This window comes from Amycolatopsis sp. NPDC089917 (assembly GCF_040684635.1).
Taxonomy (GTDB): Bacteria; Actinomycetota; Actinomycetes; order Mycobacteriales; family Pseudonocardiaceae; genus Amycolatopsis.
Window position 1 is genome coordinate 8,432 of the sequence record NZ_JBFBGL010000080.1, and the last position, 21,805, is coordinate 30,236.

General features: G+C 69.4%; 17 protein-coding genes. 11 read left to right on the forward strand and 6 right to left on the reverse strand.

The window, feature by feature from the left end; genetic code table 11:
- Positions 1-101: 101 nt before the first annotated feature.
- From AB0N89_RS36285 to AB0N89_RS36300, 4 genes are all read right to left on the reverse strand, one after another.
- Positions 102-926 carry an aldo/keto reductase gene (locus AB0N89_RS36285; RefSeq protein WP_364214639.1) on the reverse strand — a complete coding sequence of 275 codons (825 nt, stop codon included), beginning with the start codon at positions 924-926 and terminating at the stop codon, positions 102-104.
- A 26-nt stretch (positions 927-952) separates the two neighbouring features.
- Positions 953-2,080 carry a HAMP domain-containing sensor histidine kinase gene (locus AB0N89_RS36290; protein WP_364214642.1) on the reverse strand — a complete coding sequence of 376 codons (1,128 nt, stop codon included), beginning with the start codon at positions 2,078-2,080 and terminating at the stop codon, positions 953-955.
- A complete protein-coding gene (locus AB0N89_RS36295; RefSeq protein ID WP_005156940.1) occupies positions 2,077-2,754 on the reverse strand; it encodes a response regulator transcription factor in 678 nt (225 codons plus the stop codon). Before AB0N89_RS36295 ends, AB0N89_RS36290 begins: the two co-directional genes overlap by 4 nt.
- Before the next feature lie 62 nt (positions 2,755-2,816).
- Entirely contained in the window at positions 2,817-4,373 is a 1,557-nt protein-coding gene (locus tag AB0N89_RS36300) for a PucR family transcriptional regulator (protein ID WP_364214645.1), read from the reverse strand.
- A 111-nt stretch (positions 4,374-4,484) separates the two neighbouring features.
- Between AB0N89_RS36300 and AB0N89_RS36305 the strand changes: the two genes are divergently transcribed.
- Genes AB0N89_RS36305 through AB0N89_RS36325 form a run of 5 tightly spaced genes read left to right on the forward strand, consistent with a single transcriptional unit; the run spans position 4,485 to position 11,434 of the window.
- Complete coding sequence (locus AB0N89_RS36305; RefSeq protein WP_364214648.1) at positions 4,485-5,936, forward strand: sodium:solute symporter; 1,452 nt, start codon at positions 4,485-4,487, stop codon at positions 5,934-5,936.
- A 25-nt stretch (positions 5,937-5,961) separates the two neighbouring features.
- Positions 5,962-6,915 (forward strand): agmatinase, encoded by a 954-nt coding sequence (gene speB, locus AB0N89_RS36310; protein WP_364214651.1) that lies wholly within the window; start codon positions 5,962-5,964, stop codon positions 6,913-6,915.
- Entirely contained in the window at positions 6,912-8,567 is a 1,656-nt protein-coding gene (locus tag AB0N89_RS36315; protein ID WP_364214654.1) for a thiamine pyrophosphate-binding protein, read from the forward strand. The genes speB and AB0N89_RS36315 overlap by 4 nt, the downstream gene beginning before the upstream one ends.
- Positions 8,564-9,970, forward strand: coding sequence for an aminobutyraldehyde dehydrogenase (locus AB0N89_RS36320; RefSeq protein ID WP_364214657.1), 1,407 nt, complete (start codon positions 8,564-8,566; stop codon positions 9,968-9,970). The genes AB0N89_RS36315 and AB0N89_RS36320 overlap by 4 nt, the downstream gene beginning before the upstream one ends.
- 21 nt (positions 9,971-9,991) lie before the next feature.
- Entirely contained in the window at positions 9,992-11,434 is a 1,443-nt protein-coding gene (locus AB0N89_RS36325) for a cytosine permease (RefSeq protein ID WP_364214660.1), read from the forward strand.
- On the opposite strand, the gene AB0N89_RS36330 is transcribed toward AB0N89_RS36325, so the two are convergent.
- Positions 11,431-12,246: an oxidoreductase gene (locus AB0N89_RS36330; protein ID WP_364214663.1), complete on the reverse strand. Its 816-nt coding sequence runs from the start codon at positions 12,244-12,246 to the stop codon at positions 11,431-11,433. The genes AB0N89_RS36325 and AB0N89_RS36330 overlap by 4 nt on opposite strands.
- Positions 12,247-12,337: 91 nt before the next feature.
- Here AB0N89_RS36330 and AB0N89_RS36335 point away from each other — a divergent pair, with 91 nt between their 5' ends.
- Positions 12,338-12,865, forward strand: coding sequence for a TetR family transcriptional regulator (locus AB0N89_RS36335; RefSeq protein ID WP_364214666.1), 528 nt, complete (start codon positions 12,338-12,340; stop codon positions 12,863-12,865).
- Positions 12,866-12,943: 78 nt separating this feature from the next.
- Positions 12,944-13,591, forward strand: coding sequence for a DJ-1/PfpI family protein (locus tag AB0N89_RS36340; protein WP_364214669.1), 648 nt, complete (start codon positions 12,944-12,946; stop codon positions 13,589-13,591).
- Between the two features lie 432 nt (positions 13,592-14,023).
- Here AB0N89_RS36340 and dxs read toward each other — a convergent pair whose 3' ends face one another.
- Positions 14,024-15,928, reverse strand: coding sequence for a 1-deoxy-D-xylulose-5-phosphate synthase (gene dxs / locus AB0N89_RS36345; protein WP_364214671.1), 1,905 nt, complete (start codon positions 15,926-15,928; stop codon positions 14,024-14,026).
- Between the two features lie 217 nt (positions 15,929-16,145).
- Between dxs and AB0N89_RS36350 the strand changes: the two genes are divergently transcribed.
- The 4 genes from AB0N89_RS36350 to AB0N89_RS36365 all read left to right on the forward strand — a co-directional run bounded on the left by AB0N89_RS36350 (position 16,146) and on the right by AB0N89_RS36365 (position 21,483).
- Positions 16,146-17,633, forward strand: coding sequence for an aldehyde dehydrogenase family protein (locus AB0N89_RS36350; protein ID WP_364214674.1), 1,488 nt, complete (start codon positions 16,146-16,148; stop codon positions 17,631-17,633).
- A gap of 16 nt (positions 17,634-17,649) precedes the next feature.
- Positions 17,650-19,161, forward strand: coding sequence for an amino acid permease (locus AB0N89_RS36355; RefSeq protein WP_364214677.1), 1,512 nt, complete (start codon positions 17,650-17,652; stop codon positions 19,159-19,161).
- Positions 19,158-20,711, forward strand: a complete 1,554-nt coding sequence (locus AB0N89_RS36360; protein WP_364214680.1) for a GMC oxidoreductase — start codon at positions 19,158-19,160, stop codon at positions 20,709-20,711. Before AB0N89_RS36355 ends, AB0N89_RS36360 begins: the two co-directional genes overlap by 4 nt.
- 229 nt (positions 20,712-20,940) lie before the next feature.
- Complete coding sequence (locus AB0N89_RS36365; RefSeq protein ID WP_364214683.1) at positions 20,941-21,483, forward strand: DUF1062 domain-containing protein; 543 nt, start codon at positions 20,941-20,943, stop codon at positions 21,481-21,483.
- Positions 21,484-21,805 lie beyond the last annotated feature (322 nt).

Here is a 21,805-nt window from a genome sequence, read left to right on the forward strand (position 1 = left end):
GAAGCTGAGGCGCAGCGACCACGTCGAGGTGCGGTACATGGTCGGCGTGGACCCGGACGAAAAACGTCCTGAACGACCCTTTCCTGACACTTCCGGAAGCGCTACGACCCCAGCGTGTCCGGGTCCGGTCCCAGCCGCTTCCCCTGCTCCAGGGTCGCGATCGCGGCGGTGTCGTGCGCGTCGAGGGCGAAGTCGAAGACGTCCACGTTCGCCTTGATCCGTTCCGGCGTCACGGACTTCGGGATCACCAGGTGGTTCATCTCGATGTGCCACCGCAGCACGACCTGCGCCGGCGTCTTGCCGTGTTTCTCCGCGATCGTGGTGATCTTCTCGTCGGCGAGCAGCTCCCCGCCGCGCGCCAGCGGGCTCCACGCTTCGGTGAGGATCTCGTGCTTGTCGTGGAACTCCCGCAGCAGCGGCTGCTGCAGCCACGGGTGGCACTCGATCTGGTTCACCGCGGGGACGGTCCCGGTCTCCTCGATCAGCCGCTCCAGGTGCGGGATCTGGAAGTTCGAGACGCCGATGGCCTTCGCGCGGCCGTCGGAGGCGATCTTTTCCAGCGCCCGCCACGTTTCCACGTACTTGTCCTGCGACGGCAGCGGCCAGTGGATCAGGTACAGGTCGACGTACTCGAGGCCGAGTTCGCCCATGCTGGTGTCGAAGGCGCGCAACGCCGAGTCGTAGCCGTGCTCGGTGTTCCACAGTTTCGTGGTGACGAACAGGTCCTCACGCGGCAGCCCGCTGGTGCGGACGGCCTCGCCGACGCCGCGTTCGTTGGCGTAGAGGGTCGCCGTGTCGATGGCCCGGTAACCCGCCTCGATGGCGGTGCGGACCGCGCGGACGACCTCGTCGTCGCCGATCTTGTACACCCCGAACCCGAGCTGGGGCAGGGACGTTCCGTTGTTCAGCCGAATACTGGGAACCATGCCTGAACGGTAACCCCGGCCGCCGATCAGGGCAGAGCGGGGAGGTGGACGGTCACCGAAAGACCGCCGCCCACAACGGGTTCCGCCGACACCGTGCCGCCGTGGGCCTGGACGGCGGCGCGCACGATCGAGAGTCCCAGCCCGGCTCCGGTGCGGGCGGTCCTGGCGACGCCGGCGCGGCGGAACGGTTCGAACAGTTCGGGGACGGCCGCCGGGTCGAGCAGCCCGCCGGACGACCGCACCCGCAGCACCGACCACTGTGGACCGGCCTGCGTGACGACGTCCAGCCAGCCGCCGTCGACGTTGTGCCGCACGGCGTTCTCCAGCAGGTTGCCCGCGATCCGTTCCAGCAGCGCGGGATCGCCGAACGTCGGCGCCCCCGGGGTCGCGAACTCGACGCGGAGGCCGCGTTTCTCCGCGTCCGGCCGGGCCGCGCGCCACGCGCTCGCGACGATCACCGCGAGATCGACGGGTTCCCGGGCGACCAGTCCCGCGCCGTCGGTGCGCGCGAGCAGCAGCAGCGAACCGACCAGCCGCTCGGCTCGCTCGGTCGCGTCACGGACGACACCCGCCATCCGGCGCAACTCGGCTTCGTCGGCGTGCTCGTCGGCCAGGGTGACGTCGAGTTCGGTGCGGATGACCGCGAGCGGTGTCCGCAGTTCGTGACTGGCGTTCGCGACGAAGTGCCGCTGCGCGTCGAACGCGGCCTGCAGCCTGTCGAGCATGTCGTCGAAGGTCTCGGCCAGCTCGGCGAGTTCGTCCTTGGTGCGGACCTCGCCGATCCGCTCCCCCATCGATTCGATCGACAGGCGCCGCGCCGTCCCGGTGATCTCGCGCAGCGGCTGCAGGACCCGCGCGGTGAACGTCCACGCGAGGATCCCCGCCGCCAGCACGACGAAACAGAACGCGACCGCGCCGAACAGCAGCACCCGGTTCCGGGCGTACACCCGCAGATGCTCGGTGACGGCGGACGCGTCGACGTCGACGCCGTCGACCCGCACCGTGGTGCCCGGCGGCAGCTGCGGAACGGCGGAAACGGCGTCCCCGACCAGGTTCCAGGTCAGCCAGAGCAACAGGACGCTGACCAGCGCCACCAGCCCGGTCGCGAGCAACGTGACCCGCGCGCGCAGGCTGCGGGCACCGGACAGGTTCACCCCCGCGCGTTCCCCTGCTCCGGAACCCGGTAGCCGGAGCCGACGACGGTCTCGATGATGCCCGGCTCACCGAGCTTCTTCCGCAGCGTCATCACGGTGACCCGGACGGTGGTGGTGAACGGGTCGGCGTTCTCGTCCCACACGCGTTCGAGCAGTTCCTCGCTGCTGACCACCGAACCGGCGGCCGACAGCAGCACCTCCAGCACGCCGAACTCCTTGCGGGTCAGCTCGACCGGACCGCTCGCCCGGCGGACGGTCCGCCGGGCCGGGTCCAGTTCGACGTCGCCCGAAGTCAGCAGCGGCGGCGCGGCCGGGGTCGCCCGGCGGCCCAGCGCGCGCACCCGCGCGACGAGTTCGGGGAAGGCGAACGGCTTGGCTAGATAGTCGTCGGCGCCGAGGGAAAGCCCGTCGACCCGGTCCGAAACGGAACTGCTCGCGGTGAGCATCAGCACCCGGGTCAGCTCGCCGGACGCGACGATCTCGCGGCACAGGTCGTCACCGGACATGCCGGGGAGGTCGCGGTCGAGCAGCACGACGTCGTACCGGGTGACGGCGGCCTTCTCGTGCCCGTCGTCACCGGTGAGCGCGATGTCCACCGCCATCCCCTCGCGCCGCAGGCCGCGTGCGATCGCGTCGGCGAGGGGTTCTTCGTCTTCGACTACCAGAATTCGCACGACCCTACGTTGCCACATTTACCTGAGAGTGACCTTATGGGACTCGTGAATGGCAGGAACGGCTATTCAGGCCTGGCGGGTGTCCTGTCGGGTGGCAGGTTCGGAAGCGTCGCGAAAGCGAGAGAACCATCCGTACCGCCGGACCAGCGCAGGGCGAACCACAGTCGCATCCGGGTCTCCGGATCCGCCAGATCCACCCCCAGCGCCCGTTCGATCTGCCCGATCCGGTGCCGGACGCTGTTGCGGTGCACGCCCAGTTCGGCGGCCGTCCGGTCCCAGCCGCCGTGGTGCGCGAGCCAGGTCCGCAGCGTCTCGACCAGCTCCCGGTCCCCTTTCGTGTCGAGTTCGCGCAGCGGCGCCAGCGCCTGGGCGGCGAACCCGGCGGCCGCGTCCGGGGCGATCAGCGCGTCCAGCCCCGAAGAGCCTTCCGCCACCACCGGCCGTCCCAGCGCGCCTGCCCGCGCGAGCAGCAACTCGACTTCGCCCATCGCGTCGGGGAGCCGGCCGGGCGGCACGGGCGAGCCCACGACCGCGAGCCAGCCGTCGGCGCGCAGCCGGTCGAGATCGCCGATGTCCGGCGCCTCCCGGACGATCGCGGTGAACCTCGGTCCGGGCAGCAGCCGCACCAGCGGGGTGTCGAGCCGGGCGCGCAGCCAGTCGTAGCGCGCGGCGGCCTCGCTCGGGCCGCGCCGGTAGGCGATCCCGGCGACCAGGCGGCGTTCGTCCTCGCCGGCCGCGCCGGTCTCCCCCAGCAGCAACGCCGTGGCGGTGGCGCCCAGTCCGGCCGCGTCCGAACCCGCGCGGCCCGCCAGGCCGAGCAGCGCCGCCCCGACCGACAGGATCGCGCGGTCCGCGCCGTCGAACCGCACGACGCGGCCGACCACGAGCAGATGCGACGCCGTCGCCTGCGGGTACACCGGTTGCGCGACGACGTGCGTGCCGTCGGCCAGTTCCGTCGTCGCGCTGCGGATCCCCCGGCCCGCCCGCAGCGTGGCGACCAGTTCCCGGACCTCCTCGGGCAGCGGTGACGGAGTGCCGTGGTCGGCGGCGAGGACGTCGCCGACGCCGACCAGCGCCACCCACGCTCGCAGCCGTCCGGCCAGCGCGCTCGCCAGTTCGCCGAGTCCGTCACCGGCGGCCCTGGTCAGCGCCTCGCGCGCGCCCGCGATCCGCCGCTGTTCGCGCTGCCCGGCCTCGGCGAGCGCGACCGACACCGCCCGGCTGATCGCCAGGAACGGCGTCCGCGGCTGGACGATCAGCAGCGGGAGGCCGTGCCGGACACACGCCGTCCGCAGCGACGGCGGCAACGTCTCGTAGGCGCCGGGGGTGAGCCCGAACCCGAGCGCGGAAATCCCGCTGTCGGCCAGCCGCCGGACATAACGGTCGATCTCGGGCGGCTCCTCCGGCAGGTTCACCCCGGCGGTGAGCAGCAGTTCCGCCCCGAGCAGGTACGGCGCCGGGTCCCGCAGCTCGCTGACGTGCGCCCAGCGCACCGGGGCGTCGAGCGCGCCCGGCCGCAGGGTCTCCACGACCGGGTCGAGTGCCAGTTCCGGGTTGCCGACCACGGCCCGTAACGGGACATTCACCTCCGAGTCGAGCGGATCGCTGGTTCGGGTCATTCCATCCTCGTTCTCACCGGATTTCGGATGGATCATCCCATGTCGTTCAAGCTGCGAACGAACCTACGGTGACCCGAACGAAGCGAACAGCCCCAAGGCAAGGAGGACACCGTGGCCGGTGACTACGCGGTGATCGCGCTCTACATAGCGGGCATGATCGGCGTCGGCTGGTTCGGGCTGCGGCTCGCCAAGACCAAATCCGACTACCTGGTCGCGGGCCGTCGCCTCGGCTGGTTCATGTACTCGGGCACGATGTCCGCGGTCGTCCTCGGCGGCGCTTCGACGGTCGGCGGCGTGAAGCTCGGCTACACCTACGGCATCTCCGGCGCCTGGCTCGTGATCGCGATCGGCGTCGGCATCCTGGTCCTCCACACGCTGTTCGCGCGGCGGCTGGTGAAGCTGCGCGTCTACACCGTCGGCGAGATGCTCGACCTGCGCTACGGCGGCTCCACCAGCGCGATCTCCGGCGTCGTCATGTGGGGCTACACGCTGATGTTGACCGTCACCTCGACGCTGGCGTTCGCCACCATCTTCAAGGTCCTCTTCAACGTCCCGAGCTGGGCGGGCATCGCCATCGGCGGGTCGATCGTGGTGCTCTACTCGGTGCTCGGCGGCATGTGGTCGATCACGCTGACCGACATCGTCCAGTTCGTCATCAAGACCATCGGCATCCTGCTGATCCTGCTGCCGGTCTCGATCGTCTCGGCGGGTGGGTTCGACGGGATGGCGGCGCGGCTGGACGAGAGCTACTTCGAACTGACCGCCATCGGCGGCGACACGATCTTCACCTACTTCCTCATCTACAGCTTCGGGCTGCTGATCGGCCAGGACATCTGGCAGCGCGTGTTCACCGCGCGGACGCCGGGCATCGCCACCGGCGGCGGCGTGATCTCCGGCGTCTACTGCCTGGTCTACGGCCTCGCCGGCGCGCTGATCGGCACCGCGGCCAAGGCGCTGTACCCGAACATCGCCAGCGCGCAGGACGCGTTCGCGACCATCGTCGAGGAGCAGCTGCCCGCCGGGATCCGCGGCCTGGTGCTCGCGGCGGCGTTGTCGGCGATGATGTCGACCGCGAGCGGTGCGCTCATCGCCTGCTCCACGGTCAGCACCTCGGACCTGCTTTCCAAGCTGGGCCTCAAGAAGGCCGTCGACGAGGTCGCCAGGAACCGCGTCACCACGCTGGTCCTCGGCCTGGTCGCGATCGGTATCGCGATGATCGTGGACGACGTCGTCAACGCGCTGACCATCGCCTACGACATCCTCGTCGGCGGCCTGCTGGTCGCGATCATCGGCGGGCTCGCGTGGAAACGCGGCACCCGTCAGGGCGCGCTCGCGTCGATGGTCGTCGGTACCGTCGTGGTCATCACGTTCATGGTCGTCGACGGCGTCGAGGCCAACAGCCCGATCTACTGGGGCCTCGGGTCGAGCCTGGCGGTGTACCTGGTGGTCAGTTTCCTCACCCCGCGTACCTCGGACGAGATCCTCACCGTGTGGACCCGCCGCCTGAACGGCAGCGCGGCCGCCGAAGAAGAAGAGGCGAAACTCGCCGCTTCACAGTCCTGAAACCCCTTCACACCAAGGAGATACCGTGGCTGAGCAAAGCCCGATCGGACCCGTCGACTCTTCGAGGGTGCCCCGGTTCGCCGGATTCGCGACCTTCGCGAGGCTGCCGCGGCTCGATCAGGTCGAGCACGCGGACGTCGCCGTCGTCGGGGTACCGTTCGACGCCGGGGTGTCCTACCGCCCCGGCGCCCGGTTCGGCCCCGCCGCGCTCCGTGAGGCCAGTCGGCTCCTTCGGCCGTATCACCCGGAACTCGACGTTTCGCCGTTCGCCGAAACGCAGGTGGTCGACGCCGGCGACATCGCGCTCAACCCGTTCAACATCGGCGAGGCGATCGAGACCCTGCAGGACGAGGCCGAGGCGCTGACCGCGGGCGGGACGCGGCTGGTGACCGTCGGCGGCGACCACACGATCGCGCTGCCGCTGCTGCGGGCGGCGGCGAAGAAGCACGGACCGGTGGCGCTGCTGCATTTCGACGCGCACCTCGACACCTGGGACACCTACTTCGGCGAGCCGTACACGCACGGCACCCCGTTCCGGCGGGCGTCCGAGGAAGGCCTCCTCGACACCGAAGCGCTGTCCCACGTCGGCACGCGCGGCCCGCTGTACGGCAAGCGGGACCTGGAAGAGGACCGCCGCCTCGGATTCGGCATCGTCACCTCCGGCGACGTCATGCGCCGCGGGGTCGCCGAGACCGTCGACGCGCTGCACCAGCGCATCGGCGGCCGCCCGCTCTACATCTCGGTCGACATCGACGTGCTCGACCCCGCGCACGCCCCGGGCACCGGCACCCCCGAAGCGGGCGGGATGACCAGCCGCGAGCTGCTGGAGATCCTGCGCGGGCTGCGGGACTGCAACCTGATCGGAGCCGATGTGGTGGAGCTGGCCCCGGCTTACGATCATGCCGAGATCACCGCCATCGCGGCTTCCCACGTCGCCTACGACCTGGTGAGCCTGCTCAGTTTGGGGAAGGGCGCATGACCAGCACTGAACGGATAGGCGGCGACGTAGTCGTCGAAACCCTCCACGCGCTCGGCGCGGACACCGTGTTCGGCCTGCCCGGCCAGCACGCGCTCGGCCTGTTCGAAGCGTTGCGGCGCACGGACGACCTGCGCGTCATCAGCTCGCGGGTGGAGAACAACCTGGCGTTCGCGGCCGACGGGCACGCCCGTGCCCGGCTCGCGGCGAATCCCGAAGGCCCGGTCCCGGTGACGCCGATGATCGTGTCGACCGGTCCCGGCGCGCTGCTGACTTTGGCTTCGCTGCAGGAATCCCGGGCTGCGTCGGTCCCGGTGCTCGGGATCTCCAGCCAGATCCCGGTCGCCGGGCTCGGCGGCGGACGGCACGGCTACCTGCACGAACTGCCCGATCAGCAGGCCAGCTTCCGCGACGTGGTGAAGTCGGTGCACGTGGTGCGCACCGTCAGCCAGATCCCGACGGCGTTGCGCGAGGCGTGGGAATCGGCGGCGACAGCGCCCTACGGCCCGGTCTGGGTCGAGATCCCGCAGGACGTCCTGCTGGCGCGGACGGATCTGCCGCGGATCACCTCGGTGACCGCACAGCCCGCTCCACTCGCCCCGTTGCCGGAGCTCGTCACCGAGGCCGCGAATCTCCTTGGCGCGGCGAAGAATCCGGTGATCCTCGCCGGTGGCGGCACCTTGCGCTCGGGCGCACGGGCGGAACTGAAGGCGCTCGCGGAGGCTTTGCGCGCGCCGGTGCTGTCGACGTTCGGCGGCAAGGGCGTCTTCGGCTGGGACCACGAGCTTTCCGGGCAGTCCTGGCTTGAGGACTGGCACAGCACCGAGTTCCTGTCGGACGCGGACGTGCTGCTGGTGCTGGGTTCCGGGCTCGGCGAGCTGTCCAGCAACTACCGCGAGTTCGCCCCGCGCGGCAGGCTGATCCAGGTCGAGGCCGATCTCGGGAAACTGGAGTCGAACTACCCGGCGCTGGGCATCCACGCCGACGTCCGGCTCGCCTTGCAAGCGCTGCTGGAGCAGGTGCCGTTCCGCCAGTCCGACGGCGCCGCCGAAGCCGCGGTGGCGGATCTGCTGGCCAAGGTACGCGAACGCCTCGACGGCCAGCCCCTCGAAGCCGAGCGCAAGCTCATCGACGACATCCGCGCGGCGGTCCCCGAGGGCACGCAGACGTTCTGGGACATGACGATCGCGGCCTACTGGGCATGGTCAGCGTGGAACCCCGAAGGCGCGCCGATCCACACCGCGCAGGGTGCGGGCGGGCTCGGCTACGGCCTGCCCGGCGCGCTCGGCGGCGCCGCGGCGACCGGCGGCCCGGCGCTCGCGGTGTCCGGCGACGGCGGCGCGATGTACGGCGTCGCGGAGCTGGCCACGGCGGTCCAGCACGGGTTGAACGTGACGTGGCTCGTCATCGACGACGGCGGCTACGGCATCCTGCGCGAATACCTGACCGGCGCCTTCGGCCAGTCCACCGCCACCGAGCTCGCGCGACCCGACTTCGCCGCGCTGGCGCAGTCCTTCGGCGTCGCCGCCACGGTGTCCTCTTTGGACACCATCGGGAAGGACCTGGCCGACGCGCTGGGCACACCCGGCCCGTCGGTGGTCGTCCTGCCCGCCCTGCTGAAGATGTTCGAGCCGACCCACCTGGAGAAGAAATGACTCAGGTCCTCAATTTCGTCGACGGCGCCGAGGTTTCGGCGGCGGGCTCCCGCACGCTCGATCTGGTGGATCCCGCCACCGGCGAGGTCTTCGGCACCAGCGTGCTGTCCGAGCGGTCCGATGTGGACGCCGCGCTGGAGGCCGCCGAACGCGCGTTCAAGGTGTGGCGCAGGAGCACTCCCGCGCAACGTCAGCTCGCGCTGCTGAAGATCGCCGACGCGGTCGAGGCCCGCGCGGAGGAGTTCGCCGAGCTCGAAATCCGCGAGACCGGCAAGATCCGCGCCGTCGTGCTGGAGGAGGAGATCCCGGAGTGCGTCAGCGCGCTGCGGTTCTTCGCCGGCGCGGCTCGGCAGCTCGAAGGCACCGCGTCGGGCGAGTATCTGCCAGGGCACAGCTCGGCGATCCGCCGCGAGCCGGTCGGCGTCTGCGCGCAGATCGCGCCGTGGAACTACCCGCTGATGATGGGCGTCTGGAAGATCGCCCCGGCGCTGGCGGCGGGCAACACCGTCGTGCTGAAGCCCGCGGAGACCACGCCGTCGACGGCCGTGCTGCTGGCGAAGGTCGCGGCGGAATTCCTGCCGCGGGGAGCGTTCAACGTGCTGTGCGGCGACCGCGACACCGGCCGCGCGCTGGTGAAGCACCCGATCACCGAACTGGTGTCGATCACCGGGTCGACCCGCGCCGGCATCGACGTCGCCACCGTCGCGGCGGCCGACCTCAAGCGCACGCACCTGGAACTCGGCGGGAACGCGCCGTTGCTGGTCTTCGGCGACGTGAACCTCGCCGAGGCGGCCGAGGGCATCGTCGGCGCGGCGTTCTACAACGCCGGGCAGGACTGCACGGCGGGCAGCCGGGTGCTGGTGGACGCGGCGATCCACGACGAGTTCGTCACGGAGCTGACCAAGGCCGCCGCCGCGCAGAAGCCCGGCGCGGACTTCGGCCCGCTCAACAGCGAGGCGCAGTTCGGCCGGGTCCGAGGGCTCGTCGAACGGCTGCCGTCGCACGCCCGCGTCGAGACCGGCGGCGCCCCGGCTGGCGACCGCGGATTCTTCTTCTCCCCCACCGTGATCTCCGGCTTGAAGCAGGACGACGAGATCGTGCAGGAGGAGGTCTTCGGCCCGGTGATCACCGTCCAGTCCTTTGTGGACGAGGACGAAGCGGTGCGCCTGGCCAACGGCGTCCCGTACGGGCTGGCGTCGTCGATCTGGACCAACGACCTCGGACGCGCGACCCGTGTCTCGGGCGAACTCGACTTCGGCTGCGTCTGGGTCAACACCCACGGGCCGCTGGTCTCGGAAATGCCCCATGGCGGCTTCGGGCACTCGGGCCACGGGAAGGACCTCTCGTCCTACTCCTTCGCCGAGTACACCCGCGTCAAGCACGTCATGACCCGCTTCGCCTGAAGCTTTTAGCCGGAGGTCCCCATGGGTGACAAGGTCACCGAAGTCGAGCAGCACGGCATCGCGCCGATCCCGCCCGAGGAACAGACTTCGCGTCCGCGCGACCTGTTCCGCATGGCGTTCGGCGGCGCGAACACCTTCGCCACCATCATCCTCGGGACCCTCCCGATCGCCTTCGGCCTGAGCTTCTGGGCGGCGGTGGCCGCCACCGTCGCGGGTGTGGTCGCCGGCGCGCTGGTGCTCTCGCCGATGTCGCTGTTCGGACCGCTCACCCGGACCAACAACGCGGTCTCCTCCGGCGCGCACTTCGGCGTCGTCGGCCGCTGTGTCGGCTCCTTCCTCTCCCTGCTGACGGCGATCACCTTCTTCGCCATCTCGGTCTGGGTGAGCGGTGACGCCGTCGCCGGTGCGGCACAACGGCTTTTCGGTTTCGACGGCGGCGAAGTGCTGCGCGGTGTCGCGTACGGCGTCATCGCGATCGCGACGCTGGTGGTGTGCATCTACGGCTACCGGTTCATGCTGCTGGTGAACCGGGTCGCCGTGGTGCTGGGCACGGCGATCATGCTGCTCGGGATCATCGCCTACGGCGGCACGTTCGACCCCGGGTTCGCCGGGACCGGCACCTACGCGCTCGGGGACTTCTGGCCGACTTGGATCCTCGCCGCGCTCACCACGATGGCGAACCCGATCTCGTTCGGCGCGTTCCTCGGCGACTGGACGCGCTACATCCCCGCGCGCCACAGCCGCCGTTCCCTGCTGGCCGCGCCGTTCCTGGCGCAGGTGGCGACGCTGCTGCCGTTCGGGTTCGGCATCGCCACCGCGACCCTGGTCGCGGATCCGGCCGACTACATCACCGGCCTGACCGCGATCTCCCCGCTCTGGTACGCGATCCCGCTGATCGTGGTCGCGCTGATCGGCGGGCTGTCGACGGGCACGACGTCGCTCTACGGGACCGGGCTGGACTTCAGTTCGATCTTCGTAAAGCTGAGCCGCGTGCAGGCGACGCTGCTGATCGGCTCGCTCAGCGTGGTGTTCATCTTCGTCGGCAATTTCGTGCTGGACATGGTCTCCAGCATCAACGCCTTCGCCACGCTGATCGTGCTGTGCACCTCGCCGTGGATGGTGATCATGATGATCGGGTTCGTGCTGCGGCGCGGGTTCTACGACCCGGACGACCTCCAGGTGTTCAACCAGGGCCGCAAGGGCGGGCGCTACTGGTTCACCCGCGGCGTGAACTGGCGCGCGATGGCCGCGTGGATCCCGGCGACGACGCTGGGCCTGCTGACCGCCAACACCCCGATGATCGCCGGACCGTTCAAGGACATCGCGGGCGGCGTCGACATCAGCATGGTGGTGACGCTGTGCACGGCGGCGATCGCGTATCCGGTGCTGGTGAAGCTCTTCCCCGAACCGCGAGAGGTCTACTCGTACGCCGAGCCCGTCACGGAACCGGCCGTCGCGGTTTAGGCGAACCGGCGCAGTACCCCGAGGAACATCGCGTCGAAGGCACGGTCCGGGAGAACCCGGCGCACGAACAGGATCGGCTTCGCCCCGAGCCCCGCGGCGTAGCGGGTCTTCGGGCGCCGGGCCCGGACCGCCTTCATGACGACGTCGGCGATCACCTTCGGGTGGGAGCCGCGCTCGGCCTGGCCGAAGAACTTCGCCAGTGCCTTGGCCTGCGGCGCGTAGGCGGTGTCACCCGAGGTCTTCAACAGGTTCTCGACGGCGATGCCGCCCCATTCGGTCTTGATGGCGCCGGGCTCGATCACCACGACGTCGATGCCGAACGGCTTGAGCTCCAGCCGCAGTGAGTCGCTCAGGCCTTCGACCGCGAACTTGGTCGAGTGGTACCAGCCGCCGAGCGGCTCGTAGATCTTGCCGCCGATCGACGAGATGTTCACGATCTTGCCGGAGCCCTGGGCGCGCATATGCGGCGTGGTCAGCTGGACCAGCCGCGCGAGGCCGAACAGGTTGACCTCGAACTGGTACTTCCCCTCCGAGAGCGGCACGTCCTCGAAGGCGCCGTACGAGCCGTAGCCCGCGTTGTTGACCAGGACGTCGATGCGGCCGGATTCCTCGATGATCCGCTCGACGCCCGCGACCATCGACGCGTCGTCGGTGACGTCCATCTTGAGGACCTTGACCCCGCGTTCGGCGAGTCCGGCCATCCGCTCGACGCGCCGCGCGGCGCCGTAGACCGTGTAGCCCGCGTCCCGCAGCGCGAGGGCGGTGGCTTCGCCGATTCCCGCGGAGGCGCCCGTGACCAGTGCGACCTTCATGTCCCTCTCCTAACTAACTGGTTGGTTGCCAGTTCAGGTTGCCACGCTCCCCGGCTGGCTGTCAACCAACCAGTTAGTTAGACTGGGTCGCATGGTCAGGGACAAGGAAGCGACCAAGCGGAAACTGCTGGACGCGGCGACCACCGAGTTCGCGACGTACGGCATCGCGGGCGCGCGGGTGGATCGCATCGCGAAGAACGCGGGCGCCAACAAGGCGCTGATCTACGCCTACTTCTGCAGCAAGGAATACCTGTTCGAAACGGTCGTGCAGGAACAGGTGGACGCGGCGATCGAAGCCGTCCCGATCACCCCGGACGACCTGCCCGGCTACGCGGGCAGACTGTTCGACCGCTACCTGGAGCATCCCGAAGTCATGCGGCTCATGGGCTGGCTGCGGCTGGAGAACGGCTTCGACGCCGTTCCGGAAGCGGAGGTCCGGGCACACGCGGACAAGGTGGCCGCGATCCGGGCCGCCCAGCGCACGGGTTCCGTGCCGGACCACTTCGACGCCGAGGAACTGCTGAGCCTCGTCGTCCACCTGTCGATCCTCGGCTTCACCTCCCCCATCGCGAGCCGCGACCTCGTCGTCCGCGCGGTCGGCCGGATCGTGGGAACCTGAGGCACTTTCCGCACGACCACTGGGTACATCACCTGGGAGGTCGTCTTGCAGCGCCGAACTTTTCTGCGTGCTTCAGCCTTGTCCGCCGGTCTGGCCGCCGGAGTCACCGTGCCCGCCGCCACGGCCGCGTCCCCGTTGCGGGTGCAGATCCTCATGTACGACGGCGTGGAGGAACAGGACTTCGTCGCGCCCGTCGAAGTGCTCGGCCTGGCCGGGAAACTCACCGGCGGCGCCGTGGTTTCTTCGCTCGTGGCCGTACGGCCGGGTCCCGTGCGCTGCACCTACGGCACGACCGTCGAAGTCCCGCGTGCCTGGTCGCCGGGCGAGGCCGACGTCCTCGTGGTGCCCGGCGGCGGCTACACCGACCGGACCGGCCCCGGCATGCACCGGCTCAACGCGGACAAGGGTTTCCTGCGCCGTCTCGCCGCGTCGCGGGCACTGCCGGTCGGGATCTGCACCGGGACGATGGTGCTGTCCGCGGCGGGCCTGACGAAGGGCCGCAACGCGACGACGCACAACGGTGCGAAGGCGGATCTGGCCGCTCAGGGCGCGAAGGTGATCGACGCGCGCGTCGTCGACGACGGCGATCTGATCACCGGAGGCGGGATCACTGCGGGTCTCGAGGTGTCGCTCTGGCTCGTGGAGCGCTTCTTGGGTGCGCAGGCGGCTCAGCGGACCGAGGTGGTGCTGGAGTACGAGCGGCGGGGCACGGTCTGGCGGGCGTGACCAGTGGGTCGTGAGTGGCGATTCGGGTCAGGGCCGATGGCGTCTTAGGTACCTACGATCCGCCGGTTTCGCGTGACCGGCGGGCCCCGGCCGCGAGCATGTCGTCCGTCTGGACACGTGTGTCGTCCGCCTGATCACACGTGCCGTCCACCCAGTCACGCGAAAGTACCGACTCGGTACCGGCGCTCTTACCCCACCGGAGTACATGAACGCCCCCTTGCTTGCGCCTATCGCAAGGAAGGGGGCCTTCATGTACCTCAGTAAGGAGCGAAGGTCGCGTTTCCTCGGCTGAGCCGCGTGAAGGGGGCCTTCACGCGCAGTCGCTGCGACTGCTGGTGCATATGGGACGAACGTGGCGATCGCCGAGTCCGTGAAGGCCTCTTTGAGGGACTCTGGGTCCCTCAAAGAGGCCTTCACGGACCTGCCTGCGACTCAGCGGCGCGTGTCCTCCGGCGCCGGCGTCCCGCTGGACAGCTTCGCCGACCACTCGGTCACCCGCCGCGCCACGTCCTGCGCGGTCAGCCCGACCCGGGCCAGCACCTCCTCGCGCGAACCGTGGTCGTGGAACACCTGCGGCACCGCGAGATCCCGCAGCGGGACGTCGCATTCGGCGTCACGGAACAACGCGGACAGCGCGGACCCGAAACCGCCGTGCCGCCCGCTGTCCTCGACGGTCACGACGAGCTTGTGCTGCTCGGCCAGCGCGACCAGCTCGGCGGGCGCCGGGACGACCCAGCGCGGGTCCACCACGGTCACGCCGATGCCCTGGTCCGCCAGCCGGTCCGCGGCGGCGAGCCCGAGCATCGCGAACGCGCCCACCGCTACGAGCAGGACGTCGGCGTCACCGGTCGGCTTGCGCAGCACGTCCACCACGCCGACGCGTTCCACGGCGGGCACGGAGTCGATGACGCCGCCCTTGGAGAACCGCAGCGCCGTCGGCCCGTCCTCGACCGCGACGGCCTCGCGCAGTTCCTCGCGCAGCGTGCCCGCGTCGCGCGGCGCGGCAACCCGCATGCCCGGCACCATGCCCAGCAGCGACAGGTCCCACATGCCGTGGTGGCTCGGCCCGTCCGGTCCGGTGATGCCCGCCCGGTCCAGCACCAGCGTCACCGGCTGGCGGTGCAGCGCGACGTCCATCAGGACCTGGTCGAACGCCCGGTTCAGGAACGTCGAGTAGACGGCGACGACGGGGTGCTTGCCGCCCATCGCGAGACCGGCGGCCGAGGTCACCGCGTGCTGTTCGGCGATGCCGACGTCGTACCAGCGGTCCGGGTACGCCTCGGCGAACTTGTGCAGTCCGGTCGACCGCAGCATGGCCGCGGTGATCGCGACGACGTCCTCGCGGTCGGCGCCGATCTTGACCAGCTCGTCGGCGAAGACGCCGGTCCAGCTCGGGCCCTTGACCGGCGGCAGGCCGGTCTCCGGGTCGATCGGGTCGGTCTGGTGCATCTGGTCGGCCTGGTTGGTGACCGCGGGCTCGTAGCCGTGGCCCTTCTCGGTGACCACGTGCACGATGACCGCGCCGCCGAAGTCGCGGGCGCTCTGGAACGCCTTCTCCAGCGCCGCGAGGTCGTGCCCGTCGACCGGGCCGAGGTACTTGAGGCCGAGGTCGGAGAACATCATCTGCGGGCTCAGCGCGTCCTTGAGCCCCGCCTTCGCCGCGTGCAGCGCCGCGTAGATCGGCTTGCCGACGATGGGCGTGTGCCGCAGCATTTCCTTGCCGCGGTCCAGGACGCGCTCGTAACCCGGCTTGAGCCGCAACGACGCGAGGTGGTCCGCGACGCCACCGATCGTCGGCGAGTACGAGCGGCCGTTGTCGTTGATGACGATGACGACCGGGCGGCGCGGGTTCGCGGCGATGTTGTTGAGCGCCTCCCAGCACATGCCGCCGGTCAGCGCGCCGTCACCGACGACCGCGATCGCGTGCCTGCCGCCACCGCCGAGTTCGAACGCCTTCGCCAGACCGTCCACATAGGACAGCGCGGTCGACGCGTGGCTGTTCTCGACGAGGTCGTGCTCGCTCTCACCGCGCGCCGGGTAGCCGGTGAGGCCGCCGAGCTGGCGCAGCTTGTCGAAGCCGTCGCGGCGACCGGTGACGATCTTGTGCACGTACGCCTGGTGACCGACGTCCCACACGATGGCATCACTCGGCGAGTCGAAGACCCGGTGCAGCGCCATCGTCAGCTCGACCACACCCAGGTTCGGGCCGAGGTGACCACCGGCGAGCCGCACCTTCTCGACGAGGAAGTCCCGGATCTCCGCCGCCAGCTCGCCGAGCTGCTCCGGGTTCATCCGCTTCAAGTCGGCCGGTCCCTGCACGGACTCCAGCAACGTCACTCTCCCACCTCGCCTGGTTCCTCTTCCGCCGTTCCGGCCAGTCTACGGAGGGCGGCTGAGAGTCTTCCGTCCCCCGCGTCACGGGTCACATGTCAGAAAATCACCACACGGCACCCGACGGTGTGAACATGGTCTCTTTTGCCAAGTAGCGGTCACATCGGGTGCCCGCGATAATCGCTGATCGACGGTTGAGCAGAAGCCTGGTTGGAGTGGCTTGATGGCGGATTTTTTCATCGGTGGCGAATGGGTCGACGCGGTCGGCGGTGGCCGCCGGGAGATCCGCTGCCCCGCTGACGGCTCTCTGGTCGCGGAGGTCGCCGAAGGCACCCGTGAGGACACCGAGGCGGCCATCGCCGCCGCGAGGAAGGCCTTCGACACCGGCCCGTGGCCCGCCACCCCCGCTCCCGAACGCGGTGACCTGCTGCTGAAGGCCGCCGGTCTGCTCGACCGCGACGCCGCGGCCTTCGCGCGCGCCGAGTCGCTCGACACCGGGAAACGGCTGGTCGAGAGCGAATACGACATGGCCGACATCGCCGCGTGCCTGCGCTACTTCGGCAAGCTCGCCGCGAACGACGCCGGCCGCGTGGTCGACACCGGCGACCCGGACGCGTTCAGCCGCATCGTCCACGAGCCGGTCGGCGTCTGCGGGCTGATCACGCCGTGGAACTACCCGCTCCTGCAGACCATCTGGAAGGTCGCCCCCGCGCTCGCGGCGGGCAACACCTTCGTCCTCAAGCCCAGCGAGCTGACCCCGCACACCTCGATCATGCTGATGAAGCTGCTGACCGAGGCCGGGCTGCCCGGCGGCGTCGCGAACCTGGTGCTCGGCGCCGGGGCGCAGGCCGGGGCGCCGCTGTCCGAGCATCCCGCCGTCGACCTCGTGTCCTTCACCGGCGGCCTCGCGACCGGCAAGATCATCGCCGCCTCGGCCGCGGCCACCATCAAGAAGGTCGCGCTGGAGCTGGGCGGCAAGAACCCGAACGTCGTCTTCGCCGACTCGGACTTCGACACCGCCGTCGACTACGCGCTGACCGCGGTCTTCCTCCACTCCGGGCAGGTCTGCTCAGCGGGCGCGCGGCTGATCGTCCAGGAGGAGTGGCACGACGAGTTCGTCGGCGAGCTCGTCCGCCGCGCCGAATTGATCCGACTGGGTGGACCTTTCGACCCGAAGGCTGAAACCGGTCCGTTGATCTCGGCCGCCCATCTCGAAAAGATCGAACGTTACGTCGCGAGGGCGCTGGAAGAGGGCGCCGTCCTGCGCACCGGCGGCAAACGTCCCGACGATCGCGAACTCGCGAAGGGGCACTACTACCTGCCGACCATCCTCGACAACGTGAAGCAGGGCAGCAGCGCCGTCGTCGACGAGTCCTTCGGCCCGGTGCTCACCGTCGAGACCTTCACCGACGAGGACGACGCCGTCCGCATCGCCAACGACACGCATTACGGCCTCGCGGGCGCGGTGTTCACCTCGGACGCCTCCCGCGCGCAGCGGGTCGCGAACCGGCTGCGGCACGGCACGATCTGGATCAACGACTTCCACCCGTACCTGCCGCAGGCGGAGTGGGGCGGCTACAAGCAGTCCGGCTTCGGGCGCGAGCTCGGCCCGACCGGACTCGCCGAGTACACGGAGGCGAAGCACATCTACCAGAACCTCCGGCCCGCACCACAGCGCTGGTTCTCCGGGGAGCCCGCAGCATCCAACTAAAGATGGGAAACTGCCGATGAGCACTCCTTCCGATGACGGCCTGGCCGGTTTCGGCTACAAACAGGAACTCGAAAGAACACTCGGCAACTTCCACACCTTCGCCGCCGGGATCAGCTACATCTCGATCCTGACCGGTACCTTCCAGCTGTTCTACTTCGGCTTCAGCTTCGGCGGGCCCGCCTACTGGTGGTCGTGGCCGATGGTGTTCGTCGGCCAGCTGATGGTCGCGCTGTCGTTCGCCGAACTGGCGGCGCACTACCCGGTGGCGGGCTCGATCTACAACTGGTCGAAACGGCTCGGCAGCCCGCATGTGGCGTGGCTGGCGGGCTGGATGATGCTCACCGCGTCCATCGTCAGCATCGCGGCCGTGGCGCTGGCGTATCAGATCACGCTCCCCCAGATCTCGTCGTTCTTCTCCTTCTCCGGCGACAGCGCGGTGAACGCGGTCATCCTCGGCACCGCCCTGATCCTGTTCACCACCCTGGTGAACGCCTGGGGCGTGAAGCTGATGGCGCGGATCAACAGCGCCGGGGTGTTCATCGAACTGGTCGCCGCGGTCCTGCTGATCGTGGCGCTCGCGGTGAACATCACGCGGGGCCCCGACGTCGTCATGCAGACCAACAACACCGGCGCCGACCAGCCGTGGGGCTACTTCGGGGCGTTCCTGGTCGCTTCCCTCGCTTCGACCTACGTCATGTACGGGTTCGACACCGCCAGCTCGCTCGGCGAGGAGAGCCACGACCCGCGCAAGAACGCGCCCAAGGCGATCCTGCGCGCGCTGATCGCGTCGTTCGTCATCGGCGGGCTCATCCTGCTGCTGGCGCTGATGGCCGTGGGCGACATCAACAACCCGGAGATCGCCACCGGCGGCCTGCAGTTCATCGTGCTCGACGTGCTCGGCAGCACCGTCGGCACGATCTTCCTGCTCGCCGTGGTCATCGCGATCACCGTGTGCAACCTGGCCGTGCAGTCGGCGTCGATCCGGATGATGTTCGCGATGGGCCGCGACAACAACCTGCCCGCCGGCAAGCACCTCGCGCGGGTCTCCCCGAAGACGAAGACGCCGGTCGTCCCCGCGATCGTGTCCGGCGTGATCGCCGTGCTGATCCTGGTGGTCAACGTCGGCCAGCCGCAGATCTTCACGGTGATCACCAGCATCGGCATCATCATGATCTACCTGGCGTACCTGCTGGTCACCATCCCGATGCTGGTCAAGCGTTTCCGCGGGCAGTGGCCGCCGCCGAAGGTGGAGGGAGCCAAATACTTCTCCCTCGGCAAGCTGGGGCTGCCGGTCAACATCCTCGGCGTGCTGTGGGGCGGCGCGATCGTGGTGAACCTGGCCTGGCCGCGGCGCGAGGTCTACAACGCGACCGAGCCGTATCACTGGTACCTCGAATGGGGGGCCGTGCTGTTCGTCGGCGCGGTGGCGGTCGTCGGTTTCGCGTATTACTGGTTCGTCCTGCGGCACAAGACCGGCGTCCTGGCCGATCACGCCGCGGAAGCACATCCCGAGGAGGCAGCACAGTGACCGGAGAGTTCGACTACATCGTCGTCGGCGGCGGGACGGCGGGTTCGGTGGTCGCGGCGAGACTCTCGGAAGACCCGGACGTCACCGTGGCCCTCCTGGAGGCCGGGCCGTCCGATGTGGACGATCCGGCGGTGCTGGAGCTGACGAAGTGGATGGGCCTGCTGGAATCCGGCTACGACTGGGACTACCTGGTCGAACCGCAGGAATCCGGCAACTCGTTCCTGCGCCACGCCCGCGCGCGGGTGCTCGGCGGCTGCTCGTCGCACAACTCGTGCATCGCGTTCTGGGCGCCCGCCGAGGACCTCGACGAATGGTCGTCGCTCGGCCTGCCGGGCTGGTCGGCGCAGGACGTCTTCCCGCTCTACAAACGTCTTGAGACCAACGACGGTCCCGGCGACCATCACGGCCGCTCGGGCCCGGTGACCATCCGGTCGGTGCCGCCGAACGACCCGACCGGCGTCGCGCTGCTGCAGGCCTGCGAGCAGGCGGGCATCCCGCGGACGGAGTTCAACTCCGGCAAGACCGTGACGCACGGCGCGAACTGGTTCCAGATCAACGCGCGCGAGGACGGCACGCGCTCGTCGGCGTCGGTGTCCTATCTGCACCCGATCATCGGCCGGCGGCCGAATCTGGAGATCATCACCGGCGCCCGGGTCAAGCGGCTGCTGTTCGACGGCAAACGCTGCATCGGCGCGGAGTATCTGGCCGACGACCTGATCCACGGGGTTCCGTTGCGGGCGAGGCGCGAGGTCATCCTGTCGTCTGGCGCGATCGACACGCCGAAACTGCTGATGCTGTCGGGAATCGGCCCCGCGGCGCATCTGCGCGAGGTCGGTGTCGACGTCCTGGTGGACTCCCCCGGTGTCGGCGAGAACCTGCAGGATCACCCCGAAGGCGTCATCCAGTGGGACGCGCTGCAACCGATGACCACCGAATCCACGCAATGGTGGGAGATCGGCATCTTCACCACCACGGAGGACGGTCTCGACCGGCCCGACCTGATGTTCCACTACGGCTCCGTGCCCTTCGACATGAACACCCTGCGGCACGGCTACCCGACGACGGAGAACGGCTTCTGCCTCACGCCGAACGTCACCCGGTCGCGGTCGACCGGCACCGTGCGGCTGCGCAGCCGTGACTACCGGGACAAGCCGAAGGTCGACCCGCGGTACTTCAGCGATCCGCATGACATGCGCGTGATGACCTACGGCATCAAACTGGCCCGCAAGATCGCCGAACAGCCCGCCCTGGACGAATGGGCGGGCACGGAACTGGCTCCCGGCAGGGACGTCAAGACCGACGACGAGATCGCGGACTACCTGCGCAAGACGCACAACACGGTCTATCACCCCTCGTGCACCGCCAAGATGGGCGGCGACGGGGATCCCTCGGCCGTGCTGGACGCGCGACTGCGGGTGCGCGGCGTCGAAGGTCTGCGGGTCGCCGACGGTTCGGCGATGCCGTTCCTGGTCGCGGTGAACCCGTGCATCACGACGATGGCGATCGGCGAGAAGTGCGCGGACATGCTCAAGGAGGACGCGCGCGCCTAGCTTTGGCCTGAAGGCCTCCTGGCTTCGGTCAGGGGGCCTTCGTTTTGCCCGAAAATCGGTGGAGCGGTCCCTCCGGCGCCATTACCGTGCTGCCGGACCACGTCGTCGAGCCGAGGGCCTGCCGTTGTACACCCTGTGAGACCTCCCGAGCGCTGATTTCGTCGCGCGTCGCGTCTTCGCGCCGCGCCTCTTTTTGCTGCGGACTTCTCACTGGAACGGGTGTATTCCTGTGCTCGAAAACTGGGTGGTCGTACCCACCTGCCTGCCCTTGATCCTGCGCCGTTGCCACGCTTGCGGGTCGGACCGATTCCGGGCGAACGGCAAATTCCGGGTCAACGCCAACCACAAGCTCATCGACGTCTGGCTCCTCGTGCGCTGTGTCGCGTGCGGGGACACCGCGAAGCTCACGATCCTGGAGCGGGTGAACGTGCGTTCCGTGCGACCGGCACTGCTGAACCGGCTGCACGAGAACGACCTCGGTCTGGCGGCCGAGTTGCTCGCCGATCCGTCCGTACTCCGCCGTAACCACGTCGCCCTCGATTGGGAAGGCGCCTGGCGGCTCGACACCGGCGAGTCGGTTCCCGGGGACCCGCTCGAAGTCTCGGTTCACTTCGCGGCGCGGATCCCGGTCCGGCCGGTGCGGCTGATCGCGGAAGGGTGTGGCCTTTCGCGGGCCAAGGTCGAGAGATTGATCGAGGAGGGGAAGGTGGTCTCGGCGGTGCGGTTGCGGGGGAAGGTGTCCGAGGACTTCGCTTTTACGCTCAAACGCTGAGGATGCCTTCGGTGCGGGTGGTCGTGGTTTCGTGTGACTGGACGGACGACACACGTGACTGGAGGGACGACACGCGTGTCCAGACGGACGACTCGCGGCAGGCCCCGGCTACGAGCGTGTCGTCCAACCGGCCGCGCGGCGGTGAGGTTTCGGTGCGGGGTGGGCGTGAGTGGCGATTCGGGCTATCGAGAAGTAAGACAAGTGTGGCGTCGTGTCTGAGCCCGAGGTGATGTTCCGGGCGCGATACTGGCCTTATGACTCCAGCGAACCGCCCGGACAAAGTCCGCTTGAGGGCGTTCACCGAGCCGACCTCGCCTTTCTC